This is a genomic window from Mucilaginibacter gossypii, assembly GCF_900100945.1.
Lineage (GTDB): Bacteria > Bacteroidota > Bacteroidia > Sphingobacteriales > Sphingobacteriaceae > Mucilaginibacter > Mucilaginibacter gossypii.
The window spans coordinates 643,824-664,057 of sequence record NZ_FNCG01000001.1; the positions used below are offsets into that span (position 1 = coordinate 643,824).

At 43.0% G+C, this 20,234-nt stretch carries 17 protein-coding genes and 1 tRNA gene; 12 read left to right on the plus strand and 6 right to left on the minus strand.

All coding sequences use genetic code 11. The features are described 5' to 3' along the window. Positions 1-172 precede the first annotated feature (172 nt). Positions 173-2,497 (plus strand): 5-methyltetrahydropteroyltriglutamate--homocysteine S-methyltransferase, encoded by a 2,325-nt coding sequence (gene metE / locus BLS28_RS02740; RefSeq protein WP_091162758.1) that lies wholly within the window; start codon positions 173-175, stop codon positions 2,495-2,497. Positions 2,498-2,725: 228 nt separating this feature from the next. After that, positions 2,726-2,971: a cysteine-rich CWC family protein gene (locus tag BLS28_RS02745; protein ID WP_091162759.1), complete on the plus strand. Its 246-nt coding sequence runs from the start codon at positions 2,726-2,728 to the stop codon at positions 2,969-2,971. 61 nt (positions 2,972-3,032) lie between these two features. On the opposite strand, the gene BLS28_RS02750 is transcribed toward BLS28_RS02745, so the two are convergent. From BLS28_RS02750 to BLS28_RS02765, 4 genes are all read right to left on the minus strand, one after another. After that, positions 3,033-3,533: an SRPBCC family protein gene (locus BLS28_RS02750; RefSeq protein ID WP_091162760.1), complete on the minus strand. Its 501-nt coding sequence runs from the start codon at positions 3,531-3,533 to the stop codon at positions 3,033-3,035. A gap of 23 nt (positions 3,534-3,556) precedes the next feature. Continuing rightward, positions 3,557-4,045, minus strand: coding sequence for a VOC family protein (locus BLS28_RS02755; protein ID WP_091162761.1), 489 nt, complete (start codon positions 4,043-4,045; stop codon positions 3,557-3,559). Positions 4,046-4,167: 122 nt separating this feature from the next. Beyond that, positions 4,168-4,587 carry a VOC family protein gene (locus tag BLS28_RS02760; RefSeq protein WP_090527313.1) on the minus strand — a complete coding sequence of 140 codons (420 nt, stop codon included), beginning with the start codon at positions 4,585-4,587 and terminating at the stop codon, positions 4,168-4,170. Positions 4,588-4,593: 6 nt separating this feature from the next. Continuing rightward, the gene (locus BLS28_RS02765) at positions 4,594-4,923 is read right to left on the minus strand and encodes an ArsR/SmtB family transcription factor (RefSeq protein ID WP_091162762.1); all 330 of its coding nucleotides are present in this window, start codon (positions 4,921-4,923) and stop codon (positions 4,594-4,596) included. Between the two features lie 340 nt (positions 4,924-5,263). Between BLS28_RS02765 and kdsA the strand changes: the two genes are divergently transcribed. The 8 genes from kdsA (at position 5,264) to BLS28_RS02805 (ending at position 13,227) form a co-directional block, all read left to right on the plus strand. Continuing rightward, positions 5,264-6,040: a 3-deoxy-8-phosphooctulonate synthase gene (gene kdsA, locus BLS28_RS02770; RefSeq protein WP_091162763.1), complete on the plus strand. Its 777-nt coding sequence runs from the start codon at positions 5,264-5,266 to the stop codon at positions 6,038-6,040. Between the two features lie 25 nt (positions 6,041-6,065). Continuing rightward, positions 6,066-7,001 carry a KpsF/GutQ family sugar-phosphate isomerase gene (locus BLS28_RS02775; RefSeq protein WP_091162764.1) on the plus strand — a complete coding sequence of 312 codons (936 nt, stop codon included), beginning with the start codon at positions 6,066-6,068 and terminating at the stop codon, positions 6,999-7,001. Positions 7,002-7,112: 111 nt separating this feature from the next. Then, complete coding sequence (locus BLS28_RS02780; RefSeq protein ID WP_091162765.1) at positions 7,113-8,444, plus strand: nucleotide sugar dehydrogenase; 1,332 nt, start codon at positions 7,113-7,115, stop codon at positions 8,442-8,444. Positions 8,445-8,654: 210 nt separating this feature from the next. After that, positions 8,655-10,058: an undecaprenyl-phosphate glucose phosphotransferase gene (locus tag BLS28_RS02785; RefSeq protein WP_090527329.1), complete on the plus strand. Its 1,404-nt coding sequence runs from the start codon at positions 8,655-8,657 to the stop codon at positions 10,056-10,058. 1 nt (position 10,059) lies between these two features. Beyond that, positions 10,060-10,848, plus strand: coding sequence for a helical backbone metal receptor (locus BLS28_RS02790; RefSeq protein WP_091162766.1), 789 nt, complete (start codon positions 10,060-10,062; stop codon positions 10,846-10,848). A gap of 93 nt (positions 10,849-10,941) precedes the next feature. Beyond that, a tRNA-Leu gene (locus BLS28_RS02795) sits at positions 10,942-11,023 on the plus strand. Between the two features lie 298 nt (positions 11,024-11,321). Then, positions 11,322-12,359, plus strand: a complete 1,038-nt coding sequence (locus BLS28_RS02800; RefSeq protein WP_091162767.1) for an SDR family NAD(P)-dependent oxidoreductase — start codon at positions 11,322-11,324, stop codon at positions 12,357-12,359. Between the two features lie 52 nt (positions 12,360-12,411). After that, entirely contained in the window at positions 12,412-13,227 is an 816-nt protein-coding gene (locus BLS28_RS02805; protein WP_091162768.1) for an AraC family transcriptional regulator, read from the plus strand. Positions 13,228-13,412: 185 nt separating this feature from the next. On the opposite strand, the gene BLS28_RS02810 is transcribed toward BLS28_RS02805, so the two are convergent. Further along, positions 13,413-13,760 (minus strand): hypothetical protein, encoded by a 348-nt coding sequence (locus tag BLS28_RS02810; RefSeq protein ID WP_091162769.1) that lies wholly within the window; start codon positions 13,758-13,760, stop codon positions 13,413-13,415. A gap of 483 nt (positions 13,761-14,243) precedes the next feature. Next, positions 14,244-15,260 carry an AraC family transcriptional regulator gene (locus BLS28_RS02815; protein WP_091162770.1) on the minus strand — a complete coding sequence of 339 codons (1,017 nt, stop codon included), beginning with the start codon at positions 15,258-15,260 and terminating at the stop codon, positions 14,244-14,246. A 287-nt stretch (positions 15,261-15,547) separates the two neighbouring features. Here BLS28_RS02815 and BLS28_RS02820 point away from each other — a divergent pair, with 287 nt between their 5' ends. Together BLS28_RS02820 and BLS28_RS02825 are read left to right on the plus strand one after the other, a co-directional pair. After that, entirely contained in the window at positions 15,548-18,601 is a 3,054-nt protein-coding gene (locus BLS28_RS02820) for a SusC/RagA family TonB-linked outer membrane protein (protein ID WP_091162771.1), read from the plus strand. Positions 18,602-18,620: 19 nt separating this feature from the next. Further along, positions 18,621-20,219: a RagB/SusD family nutrient uptake outer membrane protein gene (locus BLS28_RS02825; protein ID WP_091162772.1), complete on the plus strand. Its 1,599-nt coding sequence runs from the start codon at positions 18,621-18,623 to the stop codon at positions 20,217-20,219. Positions 20,220-20,234: the final 15 nt, after the last annotated feature.

Consider the following 20,234-nt stretch of genomic DNA (forward strand, 5'->3'; position numbering starts at 1 on the left):
CTTTCGCGGTATGAAGCTTGGTCTGGGTTATGATTACTTGCCTGTTGGGTCCATGACCTGTTATGACAGGCTGTGCCCATATATTCTCTCCATTTTTACATATCACCAAAGTATTACGAAGCTTAGCTAAAAGGGCTTTTAACCGATTTATTCATTTAATCAATTAAAAGAGATGCTAACGCAAAATTTAGGCTACCCGCGTATTGGTAGCCGGCGCGAATTGAAAAAAGTCTGCGAAAACTACTGGGCAGGCAAAACGGGCTTAAAAAATGTGCTTACCGTGGGTAAATACATCAGGGAAGAGAACTGGCTGCTGCAAAAAGAAGCCGAGATCGACCTCATCCCATCAAATGATTTTTCATTTTATGACCAGGTGCTGGATCATTCACTGATGTTTGGCGCTATTCCTAAACGCTATCATGAAGTGATCAGTCAAAAAGGCAATACCGAGCTCGATCTGTATTTTGCTATGGCCCGCGGCTATCAAAAAGATGGATTGGATGTGGTAGCCATGGAAATGACCAAATGGTTTGATACCAATTACCATTACATAGTACCCGAGTTTTATAAAGACCAGCAGTTTAAACTGTTCTCCACCAAAGTTATCGATGAGTTTTATGAGGCTAAACAGTTGGGCATCGTTAGCAAGCCGGTATTGCTTGGCCCTGTATCGTACCTGTTGTTAGGTAAGGAGAAAGAGGCTGGTTTCGATAGGATAGACCTGATCAAAAATCTGCTGCCTGTTTATTTTGACATTCTGAATAAGCTTAAAGCTTTAGGTGCCGAATGGGTTCAGTTTGATGAGCCGTTTTTAGCACTTGATTTAAGCGAAAAACAACAAGAGGTATTTAAAGATACCTATAAGCAATTGAGGAAGGAATTTCCTTTTCTGAAGATAGTTTTGGCAACTTATTTTGAACGCCTGGGCGATAACACTCAATTAGCGGCAATTTTACCTGTTGATGTTTTACATGTCGATTTAGTGCGGGCGCCTCAGCAATTGAATGAAGTAATGGAGCATCTGCCCCAAAAAACTATCCTTTCTTTAGGTGTTGTTGACGGGCGCAATATCTGGAAAAATGATTTTGTTAACTCGCTGGTCATTATAAAGAATGCGAAGGATAAATTAGGTGCCGACCGCGTTTGGATAGCCCCTTCATGCTCATTGATCCATTCGCCATGCGATCTGCAAAATGAAACCAACGATGAAGTGCTTACTCCCGAAATTAAGCAGTGGCTGGCTTTTGCGCGGCAGAAAATAAACGAAGTGGTATTGCTGAGCAACTTATCGGAAGATGTGGTGAGCGATAGCAGCCTGCATCAACTGGCAAAAAACCGGCAGGCAAACGAGGCCCGCCGAACATCTGCACTGATCCATAACCCAGCGATTAAACAGCGTGTAAGCGCCATCACCGAAAATGATGCAAAGCGTATAAGTGCTTTTCCTGCACGCAAAGAACAGCAGCAGCAACTGCTTAACCTGCCGCTTTTTGCCACCACAACTATTGGTTCGTTCCCGCAAACCGCCGAAGTACGAAGCTGGCGTGCCCAATTAAAAAAAGGCGCGATAACCCCGGGGGAGTATAATAAACTGATAGCTACCGAAACTGAAAAGGCTATAAAATGGCAGGAAGAAATAGGGTTGGATGTGCTGGTACATGGCGAGTTTGAACGTAATGATATGGTTGAGTACTTTGGCGAACAACTGGCCGGTTTTACCTTTACACAAAATGGCTGGGTGCAAAGCTATGGCAGCCGCTGTGTTAAGCCACCGGTTATTTATGGCGATGTATCAAGGCCACAGCCTATGACGGTAAAATGGTCGGCTTATGCGCAATCACTAACCTCAAAATGGATGAAGGGTATGTTAACCGGCCCGGTAACTATTTTGCAATGGTCGTTTGTGCGCAACGACCAGCCCCGTTCCGAAACCTGTACGCAGATAGCATTGGCCATTCGTGATGAAGTTTGTGACCTGGAAAGCGCCGGTATCAAGATCATCCAGATAGATGAACCGGCCATTCGCGAAGGATTACCGCTTCGCAGGGATGACAGGGCAAATTACCTTGACTGGGCAGTTAAAGCATTCAGGATTTCGGCAAGCGGCGTTCAGGACAGTACACAGATCCACACGCACATGTGCTATTCGGAGTTTAATGACATCATTAAAAGCATAGCCGACATGGATGTCGATGTAATCACGATAGAAACATCGCGCTCGCAAATGGAGCTGCTGGATGTTTTTGCTGATTTTAAGTATCCTAACGAAATTGGCCCCGGTGTATATGATATCCATTCGCCGCGTGTGCCCAACAGGGAGGAAATGATCCGTTTGCTTAAACGCGCCCAGGCCGTAATACCCGATGCCCAGCTTTGGGTAAATCCCGATTGTGGCTTAAAAACACGGGGCTGGGATGAAACCCAAAAAGCCTTAACAGAGATGGTTGAAGCCGCGAAAGCTGTCCGCGAGAATGTTATCAGCAATGTAACTGCTTAAATAAAAAAACTACTGTGTATCCTTACGGGTACACAATAGTTTTATAGGTATAATTAAAAAATGGGTGTCATGTTGAGCCTGTCGAAGCATGGTGGGTAGGCCTCTGCGCGCGAGTCTTCGACAGGCTCAGACTGACAGTCCCTCTTTTGTCATTTCACCTTCAGAGGCCTCTGGATTTAAACACTCAGACTGACAGGCCTAAAGGGCCACGGGATTTAAATACTTAATATGACAAAGCATGAAAATAAACACTGCCCCCGGTGTAAAGAGCCCTTTGAATGCAAAGTAGGCAGCATCCTGTTGTGCCAGTGCCAGGGCATCAGCTTTACCGACCAGGAGCGCGATTATATCCGCTTAACCTACCCGGATTGCCTTTGCCGTAAATGCCTGATGGTTATGAAGCATGAGATCAGCTCGACCGCAGCTCAGGAAAAAATGAAAACGATACTTGAAGCAATCAGGAAAGGTAAGTAATAGTACAAGCCCGGTGCTGATAATCAAAAGCTTTTGGCTTTCTGCGTTCAGCCTTTTGCATCTATTTTATTTCTCCTGCTTCAAAAAGCTCATCCAAACGCCAGTGTGAATCATTTACCCCGCGTTCCATGCCCGATTGCAGCATGCCGTCACGATCAGTCACCGATTGGAAAACAGATTGTACAGTCACTTTTGTACGGTTCCCTGGTAGTGCTTCAAACCTGGTGGTTTCAAGCGTTACATGACCACTTTCTGGCAATCCTTCAAACTCAAATGTTTGGATGATACGTTCAGGCGCGGTTACATCATGGATAACACCATGAAAGCCATAATCATTACCGGCAGGGTCGGTATGAATATAACGGTAAGCGCCTCCGCTGCGGCAGTCAAACTTATCTATGCGCATTTTAAGTTCGCGCGGGCCCAGCCATCTAACAATAAGCTCAGGATCGGTGAAAGCTCTGAAAACCAGCTCACGCGGTGCTTCAAATTCGCGGGTTATAAAAAGCTCCTGTTTTCCGGGCTCGGCCTTAATTTCTGTTTGATTTTTTGTGGTGATCATGGTGTTTTTATTTAGGTGATTGATTAATCGTTATCGTTAGCTTCCTGCAAAAGCTTGATATCCATTTTGGTCATCTTCATCATGGCAGCCATAACTTTTTTGGCTTTTTCAGGATTTTCGTTGTTATAAAGTAATTCGCTCATAACTTCAGGAACAATTTGCCAGGTAACGCCGAATTTATCGTCGAGCCAGCCGCACTGATTGGTTTTGCCGCCGCCTGCAGGTAGTACTTCCCACAGATAATCAATTTCCTCCTGGGTTTTGCAGTTGATGTAAAATGATGTAGCAGGCGAAAAATTGAACATTGGTCCGCCATCTAAAGCTAAAAACTGCTGATCTTCTATCCTGAATGTTCCAACTAACATTTTGCGGCCATTGCCGGGATCGGTAAGTGAGCTTACTTCGCTTTCGGAGTTTTTGAATACCGAAGTATAAAATTTCAATGCTTCTTCAAGGTTGCCGTTAAACCATAAAAAAGGGGTTACTTTCTGGGTTGCTTTAAATGTTGCCATGGTTTCTGTTTTTTATTGATTAAAAATTTGTTGCTTTCGATATCTCAAAGTTACCTGCCCTGGCAAGGGCTAATAGTGCCCAAAAACGACGAGATAAGGGGGTATTAGCGACAAATTGATTTTTATCTCCCTGGCATTTTGCTCATATCCATGTGCAGCACATTCCAGCTATGGCCATCAGGATCAGTAAACAGGCAGCCGTACATCCAGCCATCCATTTCCCGGGGCTTGTGATTGCTTTTGCCACCGGCTTCGATAGCCTTTTGAGCCAGTTCATCAACTTCTTCCTTGCTTTCCGCGTCGATAGACAGCAGAACTTCAACTCCCTTTGCCGTATCCGCAAGACCGCAGTTTTCAACAAAGCCTTTAAAGGTGCTTTCGTCAAAAAGCATTACGGTAACATCTTTTTCGCCAACCTGCATGGCTGCAGAATTCGGGCCGTTACCAAATTGCGAGTTAAACCGGAAGCCGAGTTTGCTGAAAAACTCCTTTGATACATTTACATTTTTTACAGGCAGATTGATCCAGAATTGCTTCGTCATAATTGGTTATTTTAATGGTTTATCATTGTTTTTTAATTCTTCGAGCAGATTGTCGAGTGCGTCAAATTTTTCTTCCCAAACCTTGCGGTAACGCTCAACCCATTGAGCAACCTCTTCAAGCTGTTTCAGCCGGGGTTCGCAATACCGTTCACGGCCTTGTTTTTTAATAGCGATAAGACCGCATTCGGTTAAAATTTTTATATGCTGGGATATAGCGGGGCGGCTTACATCAAAGTTATCCGCTATGGCATTCAGGTTCATGGGTTTAAAGGCTATCAGGTTAATGATATCCCTGCGGGTTGGATCGGCAATGGCCTGGAAAACATCTCGTCTCATCTAAATCAAATATAATATGTAAGCGATTGCTTACAAATATAATATGTAAGCAATCGCTTACGCAAATTTTTTGAATATTTTTATTTGTAAATAAAAAAGGGGAGAAGTACAGGGTCAACATTTAAACATTCGGACTTGCCTAAGCGCTCAAAAACATTAGCGTAGTGTAACCCCTAAAAAAATAAATATTTGATTATGAATATCTTGTGAGTTATATTTTAAAAAAGTGGTAACCCTGTTAACCCTATTTATGTGCGTTTGCCCGGGAGTGAAATAGGCCATCCTGTATGATTCTCAAAAAAATCATCATCTTTGTGGCTGATAAATATATCCTAACAATATGCTGTTTGATCAAATAAGCCAAAAGCCGTTCTTTATTCTTGGACCCTGTGTAATGGAAAGCCAGGAGTTATTATATACTGTTGCCGAAAAAGTAGCCGAAGCCGGGCAGAAATACAATGTGCCGGTGATCTTTAAATCGTCATTTGATAAAGCCAACCGCACATCTATTCATTCATACCGCGGCCCGGGATTAGAGAAAGGCATGGAAATGCTGATGAATGTTAAGCAGCGTTTTGGTTTACCGATTACTACAGATATTCATGAGCCATTCCAGGCAGCTATTGTAGCCGAGGTTGCCGATATATTGCAGATCCCTGCGTTTTTATGCCGCCAAACAGACCTGTTGGTTGCGGCTGCCCAAACCGGTAAAATCGTCAACGTAAAAAAAGCCCAGTTCCTTTCGGGGCATGATATGTTTTATCCGGCTCAAAAAGTTATTGAAGCCGGCAATAACCAGGTAATATTAACCGAGCGGGGCAATATGTATGGCTATAATAATTTAGCTGTCGATTTCAGGAATATTTACGATATGAAAGCTTTTGGCCACCCGGTTTGTATGGATTGTACCCATTCGGTTCAGCGTCCGGGCGGAGCAGGAGGAAAAACCGGCGGCGACCGTACTTTTGTGCCCATGATGGCGCTGGCAGCAAAAGCTTTTGGGGCAGATGGCTATTTTTTAGAAACGCATCCCGATCCTGATAATGCCCTGAGCGATGGCCCTAATATGGTTAAGCTGCACGAACTGGATAAGGTTTTAGCACCATTAGTAGGGTAAGTTTTTGTTCTGAATGTCCGGATCCATGAAAGATATTGCAAAAAGGGTTTTTGATATTGAAATAGAGTCGCTGCAGCAGGTAGCCGGCTCAATTGATGATGAGTTTGCAAGGGTTGTTGATGCCATATTAAAATCAACAGGAAAGCTGGTTGTTATTGGCATTGGCAAATCGGGGCTTATCGGTAAAAAGATAGCAGCCACATTGGCCAGTACAGGTACACCGAGCTTTTTTTTACATCCGGGAGAGGCTTTTCACGGCGATTTAGGGATGGTAAGCCCCAATGATATTGTTTTATTGATATCCTATTCGGGCGAAACCGACGAGGTGCTGAAACTTATTCCTTATTTAAAATGGAACAAGAATGTGATGATCGGCATAACAGGTAATCCTATATCAACCGTTGCCAAAAACTGCAGTTATCACCTTAATATAAAAGTTGAAAGGGAGGCTTGTCCGCTTGAACTGGCGCCAACCTCATCAACTACCGCGGCGCTGGTTATGGGCGATGCCCTTGCTATAGCTTTAATGGAGTCGCGAAACTTTCAGCAGCATGATTTTGCACGTTTTCATCCGGGCGGTAGCCTTGGGCGCAAACTGCTGGTAAAAGTTAAAGACCTCATGCGTACCGATAAGCTTCCTTTTATTAATGAGGAAGCTTCATTTATGGATTTGTTACTGCGCATGTCCGAAGGCAGGTTGGGTATGGTTATAGTGGGCGACGCGTCCCGGATTAAGGGGGTGGTTACAGATGGCGACCTTCGCCGGGCCTTGCTAAAACACCCGGATACCTCAACCTTAACCATCGCCGAAATCATGACCGTTAACCCGGTTATTATTGATGAGCATGAATTTGTAGGCTATGCCGAGCAGTTAATGCTTGAAAAAAAGATCACTACCTTACTGGTGGGTTCTGCACAAAACCGGTCAATAACAGGTGTTTACCAGATATATACGGCCTGAAACACTTTTGATTAGCCTAAGCCGCGCATTCTTTGGATCGGGAGGCAGCTGATTTTGGTAATATTTGATTATCTTTACCGGTATCTATCATATTCTACCGTGTTAAATTAAATGTCTGATCAATCAAATTCGATCACTAATAAATTTCAGGCTCCTGCAAATATTCATATTGCAATAATAGGTCTTGGCTATGTGGGATTGCCCCTTGCTGTTGAATTTGCCAAAAAATATCCTGTAAAAGGTTTCGATATTAAACAAAGCCGGGTAGATGAGCTGAATAACGCGTTTGACCGTACCCTTGAAACCAGTAGCGACGAACTATCGGTAGTTTTAAATTTAAAGGATGAAAGCAAGGGCCTTACTTTCACATCGCAGATAACAGACATTGCTTCCTGTAACGTTTATATTGTTTCGGTACCAACACCTACCGATCAGCACAACCGGCCCGATCTGAGCCTGCTTATTCGGGCAAGTAAATCAATAGCAGGAGTATTGAAGAGGGGGGATGTTGTTATTTATGAATCAACAGTTTATCCCGGCGTAACTGAGGATGTTTGTGTGCCTGTTTTACAAAAAGAATCAGGTTTGCAGTATAACAGGGATTTTTTTGCAGGATACTCGCCCGAGCGTATAAATCCGGGGGATAAAGTCCATACGCTGACCAATATTTTAAAAGTAACATCGGGCTCAACGCCCGAGGCTGCTGATTTTATTGACAACTTATACCGGTCAATAGTAAAAGCAGGAACGCATAAAGCCCCCGCCATTAAAGTTGCGGAAGCCTGTAAGGTGATCGAAAATTCACAGCGGGATATCAATATCGCTTTTGTAAACGAACTTGCCAAAATATTCAACATCATGGATATTGATACCCATGCGGTTTTGGCAGCGGCAGGTACCAAGTGGAATTTCCTGAATTTTAAACCAGGTCTTGTAGGCGGCCACTGCACAGGAGTTGATCCGTATTACCTTGCAGCAAAAGCCCAGCAAATGGGTTATCATCCCGAAATTATCCTGGCCGGACGAAGGCTTAATGATGGTATGGGTACGTACGTTGCCCTTGAAGTCATTAAACTGATGGTGAAGAATGATATTTCGGTAAAAAACTCAAAGATCCTGGTGCTCGGTTTTACTTTCAAAGAAAATTGCCCGGATGTTCGTAACACCAGGGTAATTGATATTATTAAGGGATTTGATGGTTTTGACGCAACCTGTGAAATATATGATCCATGGGCTGACCCGGATGAAGTAAAAAGAGAATATGGTATCTCTACATTAAAAAATTACGGGCAACTAAGCGGCGCTTACGATGCTATTGTTATGGCTGTGGCACATCGCGAGTTTTATGATTTAGACTATGCAAGCTTAAAACATAAACCATCATCGGTAATTTATGATATAAAAGGTATTTTAAACAAGGATGTTGTAAGCGGACGGCTGTAAATGTTTTTTTTACAGTTATTTTTTCGCATAGAAAATCATTTTTTTGTCACTGTTAACAGAGAATTCATTTTGAATAAATTTCTTAATTTCTAATTTTGTGGCTGTGAAAATAATACATTCGTAACCGTGTCTTCATTTAATTATGACATTGTTATTAGTAAATAATTATAGTAATTTTAGCAGGGTTGCATACTACATAAGCACATATACATGATTCACAGATACGCTACTTTTATTAAAGCAGTGAACCTTACCATTGATTATATTATACTTAATATGAGCATGGTAATTTCTTACTTCATTGAAGACCGGTCATATATTTTTTGGATTAACAACAGGCAGTACCTGCCTATTGTGTTAGTTTTTAATCTAATTTGGCTGCTGTCAGCTAATATTACCGGGCTTTATGAACATGTTCTGAATAAAGATTCAATTAAAACCTATCGCGGTGTAATTAAAACTTATCTGCTGTTTGTAAGCTTTATTTGCTTCACTATCATTATATTGATAGGCACCAAAGCGTATTTTATAACACGCGAGTATCTTTTTTATTCACTGGCGTTATTCGGTTTCCTGCTTGGTTTATGGAAGTTAATATTCCTGAGCATCCGTAAAAGCGACCGCGCAACGCTTATCGATATACGTACTGTTATCATTATAGGTGGGGGCCGCATCGGGTCAGACCTGCATAGCTTTTTTAAACAAAACCCCGAACGTGGGTATAAGCTTGTTGGCTTTTTTGATGATGCATCAGACAGCGTACTTGATCAAAGCCTTTATTTAGGCGGTACTAATGATTGTATAAGCTATGTGCTCAACAATAAAGTTGATGAAATATTTTGTACCCTACCAAACTCTGAAGCCGAGAAAATAGAGCAGTTGATGCTTGATGCAGATAAAAATCTGATTAGGTTTAAATTTGTGCCAGAATATTACGACTACGCTAAAAAGCCAACTTTTATACAAAGCTTCGGCCATATCCCGGTTATATCCGTAAGGCCAGAACCTTTGGAGAACATGCTGAACCGCTCCATCAAACGCTTGTTTGATATCTGTTTTTCTATATTTGTGATCCTGTTTATTTTTAGCTGGTTATTCCCCATTTTGGCCATCATTATAAAGCTTGAGTCAAAAGGGCCGATATTCTTTGTGCAGGAGCGCTCAGGCAGGGACAATAAGCCGTTTAAATGCTATAAATTCCGTAGCATGCGGGTAAATCACGATTCAGATAAAAAACAAGCTACACGCGGCGATTCACGTATAACCAAATCCGGGGCATTTATCCGTAAAACAAGTATCGACGAATTGCCACAGTTCTTTAACGTAATATTAGGCAATATGTCTGTAGTAGGCCCGAGGCCGCACATGATAAGCCACACTCAACAATATTCGCAGCTTATTGATACTTTCATGGTAAGGCATTTTCTTAAACCTGGTATTACGGGTTGGGCCCAGGTGTCAGGCCTGAGGGGCGAAACTCAAACCACACAGGCTATGCTTGAGCGTGTGGAGGCCGACGTTTGGTATCTTGAAAACTGGTCGTTCCTGCTGGATATGAAGATTATCTTCCTAACGGTATGGAACGTGTTTAGAGGCGAAAAGAACGCGTTTTAATATGCCGATATTCCGGGATCAGCTAAGCCGAAAGGTTGAACTTTCCGGAATCCCTAAGCGGATCATATCCATTGTCCCTTCACAAACAGAATTGCTTTTTTACCTTGGCTTAAACGTTGAGGTGATAGGCATTACTAAATTTTGTATCCATCCGGCAGATAGGTTTAATTCAACAACGAAAGTAGGGGGGACTAAACAGCTTGATGTCGAAAAAATCCGATTGCTGACCCCGGATTTAATTATCGCCAATAAAGAGGAGAACGACCGTCTTCAGGTAGAAGAGTTAATGAATATATGCCCGGTTTGGATCAGTGATATTTTTGATCTGGAATCGGCTTTGCAAATGATTGTTTGCATTGGTGATATGATAGGTAAGCCCGGGCAGGCAAACGTGCTTTGCACGGAAATTAATGGTGGTTTTAAGGGTATAAAGTTTTCTGTAACGAGGCTGGGAGTTGCCTATCTCATCTGGCGTAAACCCTATATGCTTGCCGGCAGGGGAACTTTCATTGATAGTATGCTGCAAACATGTGGACTAAACAATGTAACAGAGGGGGAGCGTTACCCGGAGATTGATGCAAATGCTTTAGTCGCGGCTAATCCGGATCTTCTTTTTCTATCATCAGAGCCATATCCATTCGCTCAAAAACATATAGAGGAGTTTAGGGCGCTTTTACCAAATGCAAAGATAGTTTTGGTAGATGGTGAAATGTTTTCATGGTATGGCAGCAGGCTTTTATACGCACCCGTATACTTCAAACAACTGATAAATGGGCTTGTGAAAAATTAATTCCTACTAAATGAGCATGATAGCAAAAAAATGAAAATTATGTTTTTAAGTATAATTTTAAACGCTATCTTTGCAGCCTGTTAAATCAGAAACGCGGAAGTGGCGTAATTGGTAGCCGCACCAGACTTAGGATCTGGCGCTTCACGGCGTGGGGGTTCGAGTCCCTTCTTCCGCACTTAAAAGTAAAAGCCTTCAAAGTCATTGATTTTGGAGGCTTTTTTGGTTCGATAGATAGGTTATTTAAAATGTCATCCGTTTTAAGTATTTGTATTTTAGTGATTTACTGGTTCCAGTCCAGGCATCAACCCAACTACTCAAAGTTCAAAAAATCTTTGTTATACATGCTAATTCATTGCCAGGCTGACTTAAATTGCATTAAATTCTATGGTCTTATAAACAAAGTTTTTCGGCCTTTAAAACAAAACGTCTGAATAGGCTACCTTCTAATTTTGCTTTCATAAAATTCAATTATTATGGAACAAAATAATTATAATGGGACTTTGCAAAAACCGGTAGGTTCAGGCTTCAACGCAGTATCCACAACATCTGATGTTATAAAGGAAGTGGATCTTAATGGAAAAATTGCTATTGTCACAGGCGGCGACGGAGGTCTTGGCCTGGAAATCACCAAAACGTTGTCTAAGGCAGGTGCGGCAGTAATTGTACCTGCCAGGGATATTGAAAAAGCAAAATTAAATCTTCAAGGAATTGCCAATGTAGAAGTGGAGCCGATGAACCTAACGGAACCTGTCTCTATTACTTCGTTTGCTGAAAAATTCCTGGCATCAGATAGGCAATTGCATATGTTAATAAATAATGCGGGCATCATGTGGACACCTTTACAACGTGACAGCCGAGGTTATGAGGCACAGTTTTCTACCAACCACTTAGGACATTTTCAACTTACAGCAAAACTTTGGGAAGCCCTTAAGAAGGCAGAAGGAGCAAGGGTGGTGACGGTTTCCTCTTCGGCACACCATTATTCTCCTGTACTATTTGATGATGTTAATTATCATACGAGAGAATACAACAAATTTGAGGCGTACGGCCAATCTAAAACAGCTAACGTGCTATTTACTGTTGAACTTGATAAAAAAGCCCGTCCGTTCGGTGTCCGTGCTTATACACTGCATCCCGGTCTAATGTTGGATACCAATTTGAGCAGGCACCTGACCTTTGAAGATTTTGTTACTTTGGGTGCTGTAAATGCTGACGGCACACCCAATGAAGAAGCCCAGGCAGCGATGCAGAAAATGTCTAAGACTAAAGAGCAGGGCGCAGCCACAACCGTATGGGCCGCAACAAGTCCGCAATTGCAAAATATAGGCGGTGTTTATCTGCAAGATGTCGAAGTTGCCAGTTACAATCCCGATGCATACGATAGTAACGCAGGGAAGCGCAACCCTGGCGGGACATTCGGTGTGGCCCCATTTGCCCTGGAGCCGAATGCGGCACAAAGGCTTTGGGTTTTGAGCGAGGAACTTACTGATACAAAATTTGATGTTCAATAAACAAGACAAATAGGGCCCAAGCTGTTGGGCTTTATTTGCTTATTTTTGTATTATGGCGGTACGGCAAATAAATAATTACGCGGAGATTGTATTTACCTGTAGCGAAGCGGTACACCAAAATAGTGAACTGGTTGCGGAGGAACATTCTATTGTCCGGGTATTATCAGGCCAATTGAAAGTAATAGAATCTAATAAAACTTACTTTTTTGAAACTGGGGAAACTTTTTTATTTCCTAAGAACCGGTTAGCCCGGCTCATAAAAACGGGAAAAGACGATTTGCCCTACAGAGCGATTATTGTAAAGCTAACCCAAGATGTGCTGAAAGCATTTTACGAGCATAAAAAAAATGAAGTCTTTACGGTATTTAAAACTGATGCCATAATTCCTTTATCTAAAGGGCCGTTACTGGACAGTTTTTTTGCTTCAATGCTTCCTTATTTTGATCTGGAATACAAATTACCGCGCGAACTTTCGGAGTTGAAAATACAGGAAGCGATAGCCATATTGCGATCTATAAATGACAGTATGGACCATATTTTATCCGATTTTTCAGAGCCGCATAAAATTAACCTTGTCGAGTTTATGGAACGTAACTATATGTTTAACATGCCCATAGAAAAATTCGGTTATCTGACAGGCCGAAGTTTAACAACCTTTAAGCGTGATTTTAAGAAAGTGTATGGTACAACGCCTCAGAAATGGCTCATGCAAAAAAGGCTTGAACTCGCCCGATACCAATTGGCTGAAAAGAATCGCAAACCTTCTGAAATTTATTTGGAAACGGGCTTTGAAAACCTCTCGCACTTTTCATATGCCTTTAAAAAACAATTTGGTTTTACGCCAAGTGAATTGTCAAAAGCTAAATAAATTGAAACAACTGTTCTTAGGATACTTTGTGTTGTTAAAAGTTCTTAAATGGCAGATAACCCGCATAGGATAGCTAAATCCTTTAAAAAATGGTTCGAATTCCGTACCGTTAGGTGCACCACATGGGATTCTGTCGAAATTTCGAGAGGGTTGCTCCAAAAAGAGCAGCCCTTTTTTATTGATTTTTAGTAAGTTATCCTCGAACGCCGGATTGATGTAGGGTGTGCGATATGCCCCCTCTCTAAACATGAGACTATGTTCGAACGCCCCTTTAATAAAGGATGTTTTTGATTGAGGTTCGCTTTTTTATAAACGCCCGGTATTGAGGTCAGCGAAGTTAATAAGATCGTTTGTTGATGCAGGCTGTCGTCCCCCAGCTTTTGATTATAACTAATTTCCTCACTCAGCCGTGTCTTTTCAGCCTGAAACTTTTCATAATATTTCAGGTAGGTTTCTACTTCAATTTCCTCGTTGATCAGTTCCTTCAACTGGCTTTTCTTCACCACAACTTCCTGTGTTTTAACCTTTACCATGTCTTTGAAGCTGGCGGTTGCAGGCGATACAAGGCTTAGAAAGACTTAAATAATCCAGGACCTGTTCCAGTTTTTCGTGAAGTACAGTTCCAAAAACATTGAAAATATTTGAACAGTAGGATCCAAAGAAATCCTTTTTGAGAAATATGTCAGGTTGTTCATGGAGTAAACAACTTATACGGCAATACGGAAAGCTTGTTGAACTTAGAAATTTTCGCTGTGAAATAGGGTCGATTATGATGATGAGCCGTGGACATGTTTAATGCAATTAGATTTTGCGTTGGAATTGCTGGTGAATCGGGCTTTTAGTATCTGCTGTTGCTGAAGAACTGTCAAAAAACAATATATTTCCACAGATTCAGGATTGGCAGCCAGGCGATTTTTATTGTGTGAAGGATGAGGTGAAGTTGTCATCTTTATTGATAATCACTAACAGCCTGATACGCCAGACTCATGTATAGTATTTAACGGTTGGCTTGCACATCAGGACTGTGGAGACCGTTTAAGCTTAGCAATCATGGGTTGATAAGCACTGTTTTTTTGATGGCTATCCGATGGATCTTCCATATTGGCAGCTATTGGGGAATTTACCAAGTTGTTACTTTCCGAAAGCCTTTTTCGGTAATCAGACGGGGATGTGCCCATTAACCGGCTGAACATCCGGGAAAAATAGTATTGGTCATGGATGCCGATGCGAAAAGCAAGTTCTTTGACAGACATGGCCGTGAATGAAAGGTACTGACAGGCTTTTTGTATCTTCAGGTAATTAAAATATTCCATAGGCGTATGTCCTGTTTTTTTCTTGAATATTTTACAAAAATAGGTGACTGACATTTGGGAATGATCAGCCATTTCTTTCAAGGTGACAATCTTTTCAATGTTGTCTTGCATGAAATTGATGACAGATTCTACGGTATCCGTACTCGGCTCTTTCTTCTCCCAGTTAAATTGTTCCGTGTAGATCATGGAGGACAAAAAATGATAAAAACTCATGTTCGCATAACGCAGCGTATCTTCTCCGTAACCTTTTTCAAGGTTGTAGTAAATATCGTCAAAGATCTTAATACGTTCAGCGCTGTAGGTTAACTGCGGTTTAAAAGATTCTTGCTTTTCTACGATCAGGTCAGTGATGAATCGCGCATTTTCTCCCTTGAAATGTGCCCAATAGATCGACCATGGATTTTTTTCGTCAGCGCCGTAAGCGTGCGGCGTATTTGCTGGTATTGCGATAAATTGTGAAGGAGCTATTTGAATTCGTTTTTTGTTAATATCAATCCATCCATAACCATCTGTGCAATAGATTATTATATGCTGATTGATGCCTTGCGACCGCTGCGCGTAGTGGAATAGTGCCCTGGGATAATAGCCGATATCAGTGATGTAAACCTGCCTGGTGATCGGGTCATCGATCAAAAAATCCGAAACAATTTTTTTGGGGATCACAATCAGTCTTTGACCGTCAAACCCATCTCTCTTGCGTAATGATTTGTCTTTGGACATTTAATGCTGAATAAAGATATCGGCAAAAGTGTATAAAAATATTTCATTGTTTGTAAAAATCCATCACAATCACAAAATATGTCATTTTTAGCATGGTCGAAAGGTTGTAAGTTTGATGTATAAAACCAATATGTAAATATATTATTCGCCTGAACGGTTTTCAGTAGGAAACTAAATTTCGAAAAATCTTGATTATTCGTTTTTTTATTGATGCCAGGTAAAAGCCTGGCCCTGATTTCTATTGTCCATCTCTCTGGCGCAGAACTAATTTTTTTAAACCCAATTCAATGAGAAAACTACTACTATTCGTTGTGCTGTTTTCGGCCGGTCTGATCAGCGCTTACGCTCAGCAGCGGAAGATCACCGGCACGGTTAAGGATTCACAATCCGGGCAAACCCTGCCTTTCGCCACCATTTCCATCATCTCTAACGGAAAGACTATTAGCAAATCTGCGGCCGATCGGGCCGGTAAGTTCTCGGTTGACGCAGAAACGGGTATGATCATCCAGGTATCTTTCGCTGGTTACGAACCGGCCCGGATTACGCTAGCGGCAAGTTCTGATCTTACCGTTCCACTTAAAAGCAATACCAATCTTTCTGAGGTTGTTGTGATCGCTTATGGTCGTGAAAAGCGTAAAGATCTGACCAGTGCGGTAACTACCGTTACGGCGCAGCAACTCAGTGAAGCTCCGTCCACCAACCTTGCAACGGCACTCGGCTCGCGCGTTCCGGGACTGGAAGTGCACGCAACCAGTACACAGCCTGGCTCAGGCGCTTCGGTTAATGTCCGGGGTCTCAACTCGATTTCCCAGCTACAAGGCCCGCTTTATATTGTTGACGGTGTCGCCTTAGTCGGTGATATCCGCAACATTAATCCCAATGATATCGAGTCTGTTGAAATTCTGAAAGATGCCGCCGCGGCCGGTATCTATGGCTCCCGTGCGGCAGAAGGTGTGATTCTGATCACGACAAAAAAGCCAAAAGCAGGGGCGACTAATGTGAATTTTGATATGTATGCGGGCATCCAGCATAATAATCCGGCTTACCAGATGCTCGGGGCGCATGATTATGCTACACTTAAACGATTGGCTTATCAGGATGCGGATCCGGGGACCTTCGGTCAGCCGGGTACGACGACCGCTGACGCCAAGATATTTAATGCTAACGAATTACAGAGCATAGTTGATGGCTATACCGGTTATGACTGGCAAAAAGCAATCCTGCATAATAATGCACTCACTCAGAACTATACACTTTCTGTGGCTAATGGAACCGGCTCTAACAAGGTATATTTCAGTGGGCAATACCAGAACCAGGACGGCATACTTATTAACACCGGCTATAAAAAATATTCCGGCTACCTGAGCGACGAAACAGCGATCAGATCATTTTTGAAATTGGGCGGTAGCATGAATTTTACTCATGACATTACCCACAATGCGATGCCGAACGAGTATCAGCAATCGCTGACACAAAGCCCGTTGCAGCCGATCTATGACAGCAGCGGTCAGCCGTTGATCACTGTGGACAACTCCACGGGGGTACCGACTATTTTCAATCCTGTAACACTGGCCTTAAACGCCATCGACTTATACACCACCAACCGGACCAATGCAAACCTATTCGTCGAGTTTACACCGGTAAAAAACCTGATGTTCCGTTCCAGTATCGGCGCTGATATCTATCAAGCCGAAGAAGATAAGTATTGGCCAAGAACGACAGGACCGGGTTATGCACCGACAAATGGCTTAGGTGAGATTTATAATACCCGTGCTACGGACGTACTATGGGAAAATACTGCAACCTATAACCTGACGAAAGGCAACCACGACCTGAGTTTACTGGGCGGTTTCACTTTTGAACGTCACGAAAATACGGCGACTGATATGCAGGGAAGCCAGTTTCCAACGGACTTGCTGAGTTATAAAGCCATCGGCAGTGCCGGTCAGAAATTGCAGGACAATAGCAATTATGATGGTTGGGCAGTACGCTCATTCTTCGGCAGGGCTGTCTATAAATTTAAAGGACGTTACATCTTGAACGGCACGATCCGTCAGGACGGATCCAGCCGCTTTGGGGGTAACAATAAATTCGGTGTATTCCCCACAGTCAGCGGCGCCTGGCGGGTGATCGATGAGCCATGGATCGGCTTCAAGCTGAAAACTTGGCTGAGCGACTTTAAACTCCGCGCCAGCTACGGCTTGGTAGGTAATCAGAACTTGCCTTATGACGCAATTTATACCCGGTATGACCCAACCACTTATCCGTTTAACGGGACGAGTGTAACCAGTGGCTACCTGGCGGGGGGCACGAACGGCGTATTCGGAAACAACTCTCTGCAATGGGAAGTGCAGCACCAGTTCAATGCAGGTACCGACATTGCCATGTTCGATAACCGCATTCAATTATCACTTGACGTATATAATAAAAATATCAGCAGCCTGCTGATGCCACTTCCTTTGGCGCCATCATCTGGTTTTCAAACAGAATACGTGAACGTTGCGGCCATGAGAACGCGCGGCATTGACGTGGCACTGAAAACAACTCCGGTGAAGACGGCCAGCTTTACCTGGCAGGCGCAGATCAACTGGTCGAAGTATGACAGCAAGGTAACCAAGCTATTCCCGGGCAGGGATTCCGTTAACCTGTACCTTCGCGTTGGCTTGCCGCCAGCGGGCACTTTCGTAAACTACATTTTCGACGGCCTGTACCAGCAGGGAGATAACTTCAAGTTAAATCCAAATGGCAAACCTGGCGACATCAAAATACGCGACGTTAATGGTGACGGAAAGATTACACCGCTGGATCAGGTGGTGGTAGGTTCAAGCATTCCAAAAGGTTCGGGCAATTTCTGGAATTACTTCCGTTACAAGGCGATCTCACTGACTGTGAACAGTACGTTTGCGTATGGTCAGAAGTTGAACAACCTGACTTTTACCAACCTGACTTATTACAATTCGGCATTTGGTAGCCAGGGCAACGTCACCGTTCAGGGGGGTGACTACTGGACCCCAACGAATACAAATACAGTAATTCCAAGACCAAACTCTTTCGGTACTTCGCTTAAAACATTGCCTGGTGGTATCTCTCAGGGATCAAGCTATTCCATCCAGAATGCCAGCTACCTGAGAATCCAGCATATTACGTTAGGTTATGATCTACCTTCTTCGCTACTGAAAAAGATAAAAGTCAACACTTTGAATATCTATGCGCAGGCGCTGAATCCATTTGTCTTCACCAGTTACAAAGGAATTGACCCGGATATCGCCGGTAATTATGCATCTAACGAAATTTATCCTCGTTACCGTACTTTCATTTTAGGCGCAAGACTTTCCCTGTAACATTAAGACCAAATTAGACATGAAAACTTTTCAACGTATAAAATTCAAAGCAATCGGTATCACAGCCATCATGCTGTTGTTTGTCATCGCCGGTTGCCGTAAGGAACTTGACTATACTCCGGAAGTATTTGTTTCGGCCCAAAGCCTCTATAAGGACCAGGCCGGGGCTATAGCAGGTGTAACCGGTATCTATCAGCAATTGCAGACGCTTAAAAAATCTGACTATCAGCTTATTGGCGTAATTGGCACCGATGAGGCGCGCTGCGCTTACCAGGCGCAGGGTTATGGTTCTTATTGGGCTGGAGTAGTGGGTATTGACGTTTATGACCTTACCTTCAACAGTCAGAACGCTGACATCAGCGGCTTTTGGAGCGTTTGTTATAAAGGGATTGCCAATGCAAATGCAGCAGTTCTTAATATTCCGCAGATCAAGAATTTCGGAGACGCTTCGTTGCAAAACCGTTTGGTTGGCGAAGCCCGATTCCTGCGCGCGGTTTATTACTTCTACCTGGTTCAATTATTCGGCGATGTGCCTATGCCGCTTGAAAACACGGCTTTCGACAACGGCGTACCGCGTACGCCGCAGGCTACAGTTTATAACCAGATCATTTCCGATCTTAAGTTTGCTTCGACCAATTGCTGGGCTAAAAGTCAACTTGGAGCAAGTGCCGCCGGCCGGGCCAATATGGAAGCGGCAAAAGCCTTGTTAGGAAAAGTGTACCTGACCTTGCATGACTACCAGAATGCTAAAACAACGTTTGAGGAACTGATTAATGGTAATAAACTGACTTTGCTGGCAAATTATGCTGATCTCTTTGATGGTCAGCATGAAAATAATACAGAATCACTTTTTGAGATCCAGTATTCTACAGATAACAACAATAACACTCAGGGATTGCAGAATCTTTACGGTTCCTACGCTGGTCCTCCGGTGCCTTTTCAACAATTCAATCAGCATACTCCAGGCTATGGCGGTACGGTGATAACTTCCACAGCGTTTTACGCTGATACCGTTTTTGCGAAACCTTACTCATGGGCATATCAGTATGACGCACGTTACAAAGCTTCTATCAGTCACGATCGTTATGACAGTAACGGTAACACCATGAGCTGGTGGGCAGACCCGGGGTTACCAACCGTGAAAAAGTATGATATCTCTTCCAGCGACATTGATGTTTATCACTCTGGCAAAAACTTATATTATCTGCGCGCAGCAGACGTATTCCTGATGTATGCGGAAACTTTGAACGAATTGGGTCAAACTCAGGCAGCACTGGTACCGCTCAATAAAATACGTGAACGCGCTTTTGGAAATAGTTCGGTAAATTACGCTTTGACCGATCAGGTCTCGATGCGAGAGATCATACTGGATGAGCGTGCCCGGGAATTGGGCGCTGAAGGCTGGCGCTGGTTCGACCTGAAGCGTACGGGCACATTGATCTCGCGGGTGAAACGTTACGACGATCCAAAACGTGACTTTATGAAGAAAAATAACTCGTCTACCGATCCGCATCCAACGCAGGAGATTTCTTCCAAAAATTTGTTGTATCCTATTCCTCTGAGCGAATTGCAAAATAATGCTGCACTGGGATTAAAAGCACAAAATCCTGGTTACTAATTAAATTGATTTATA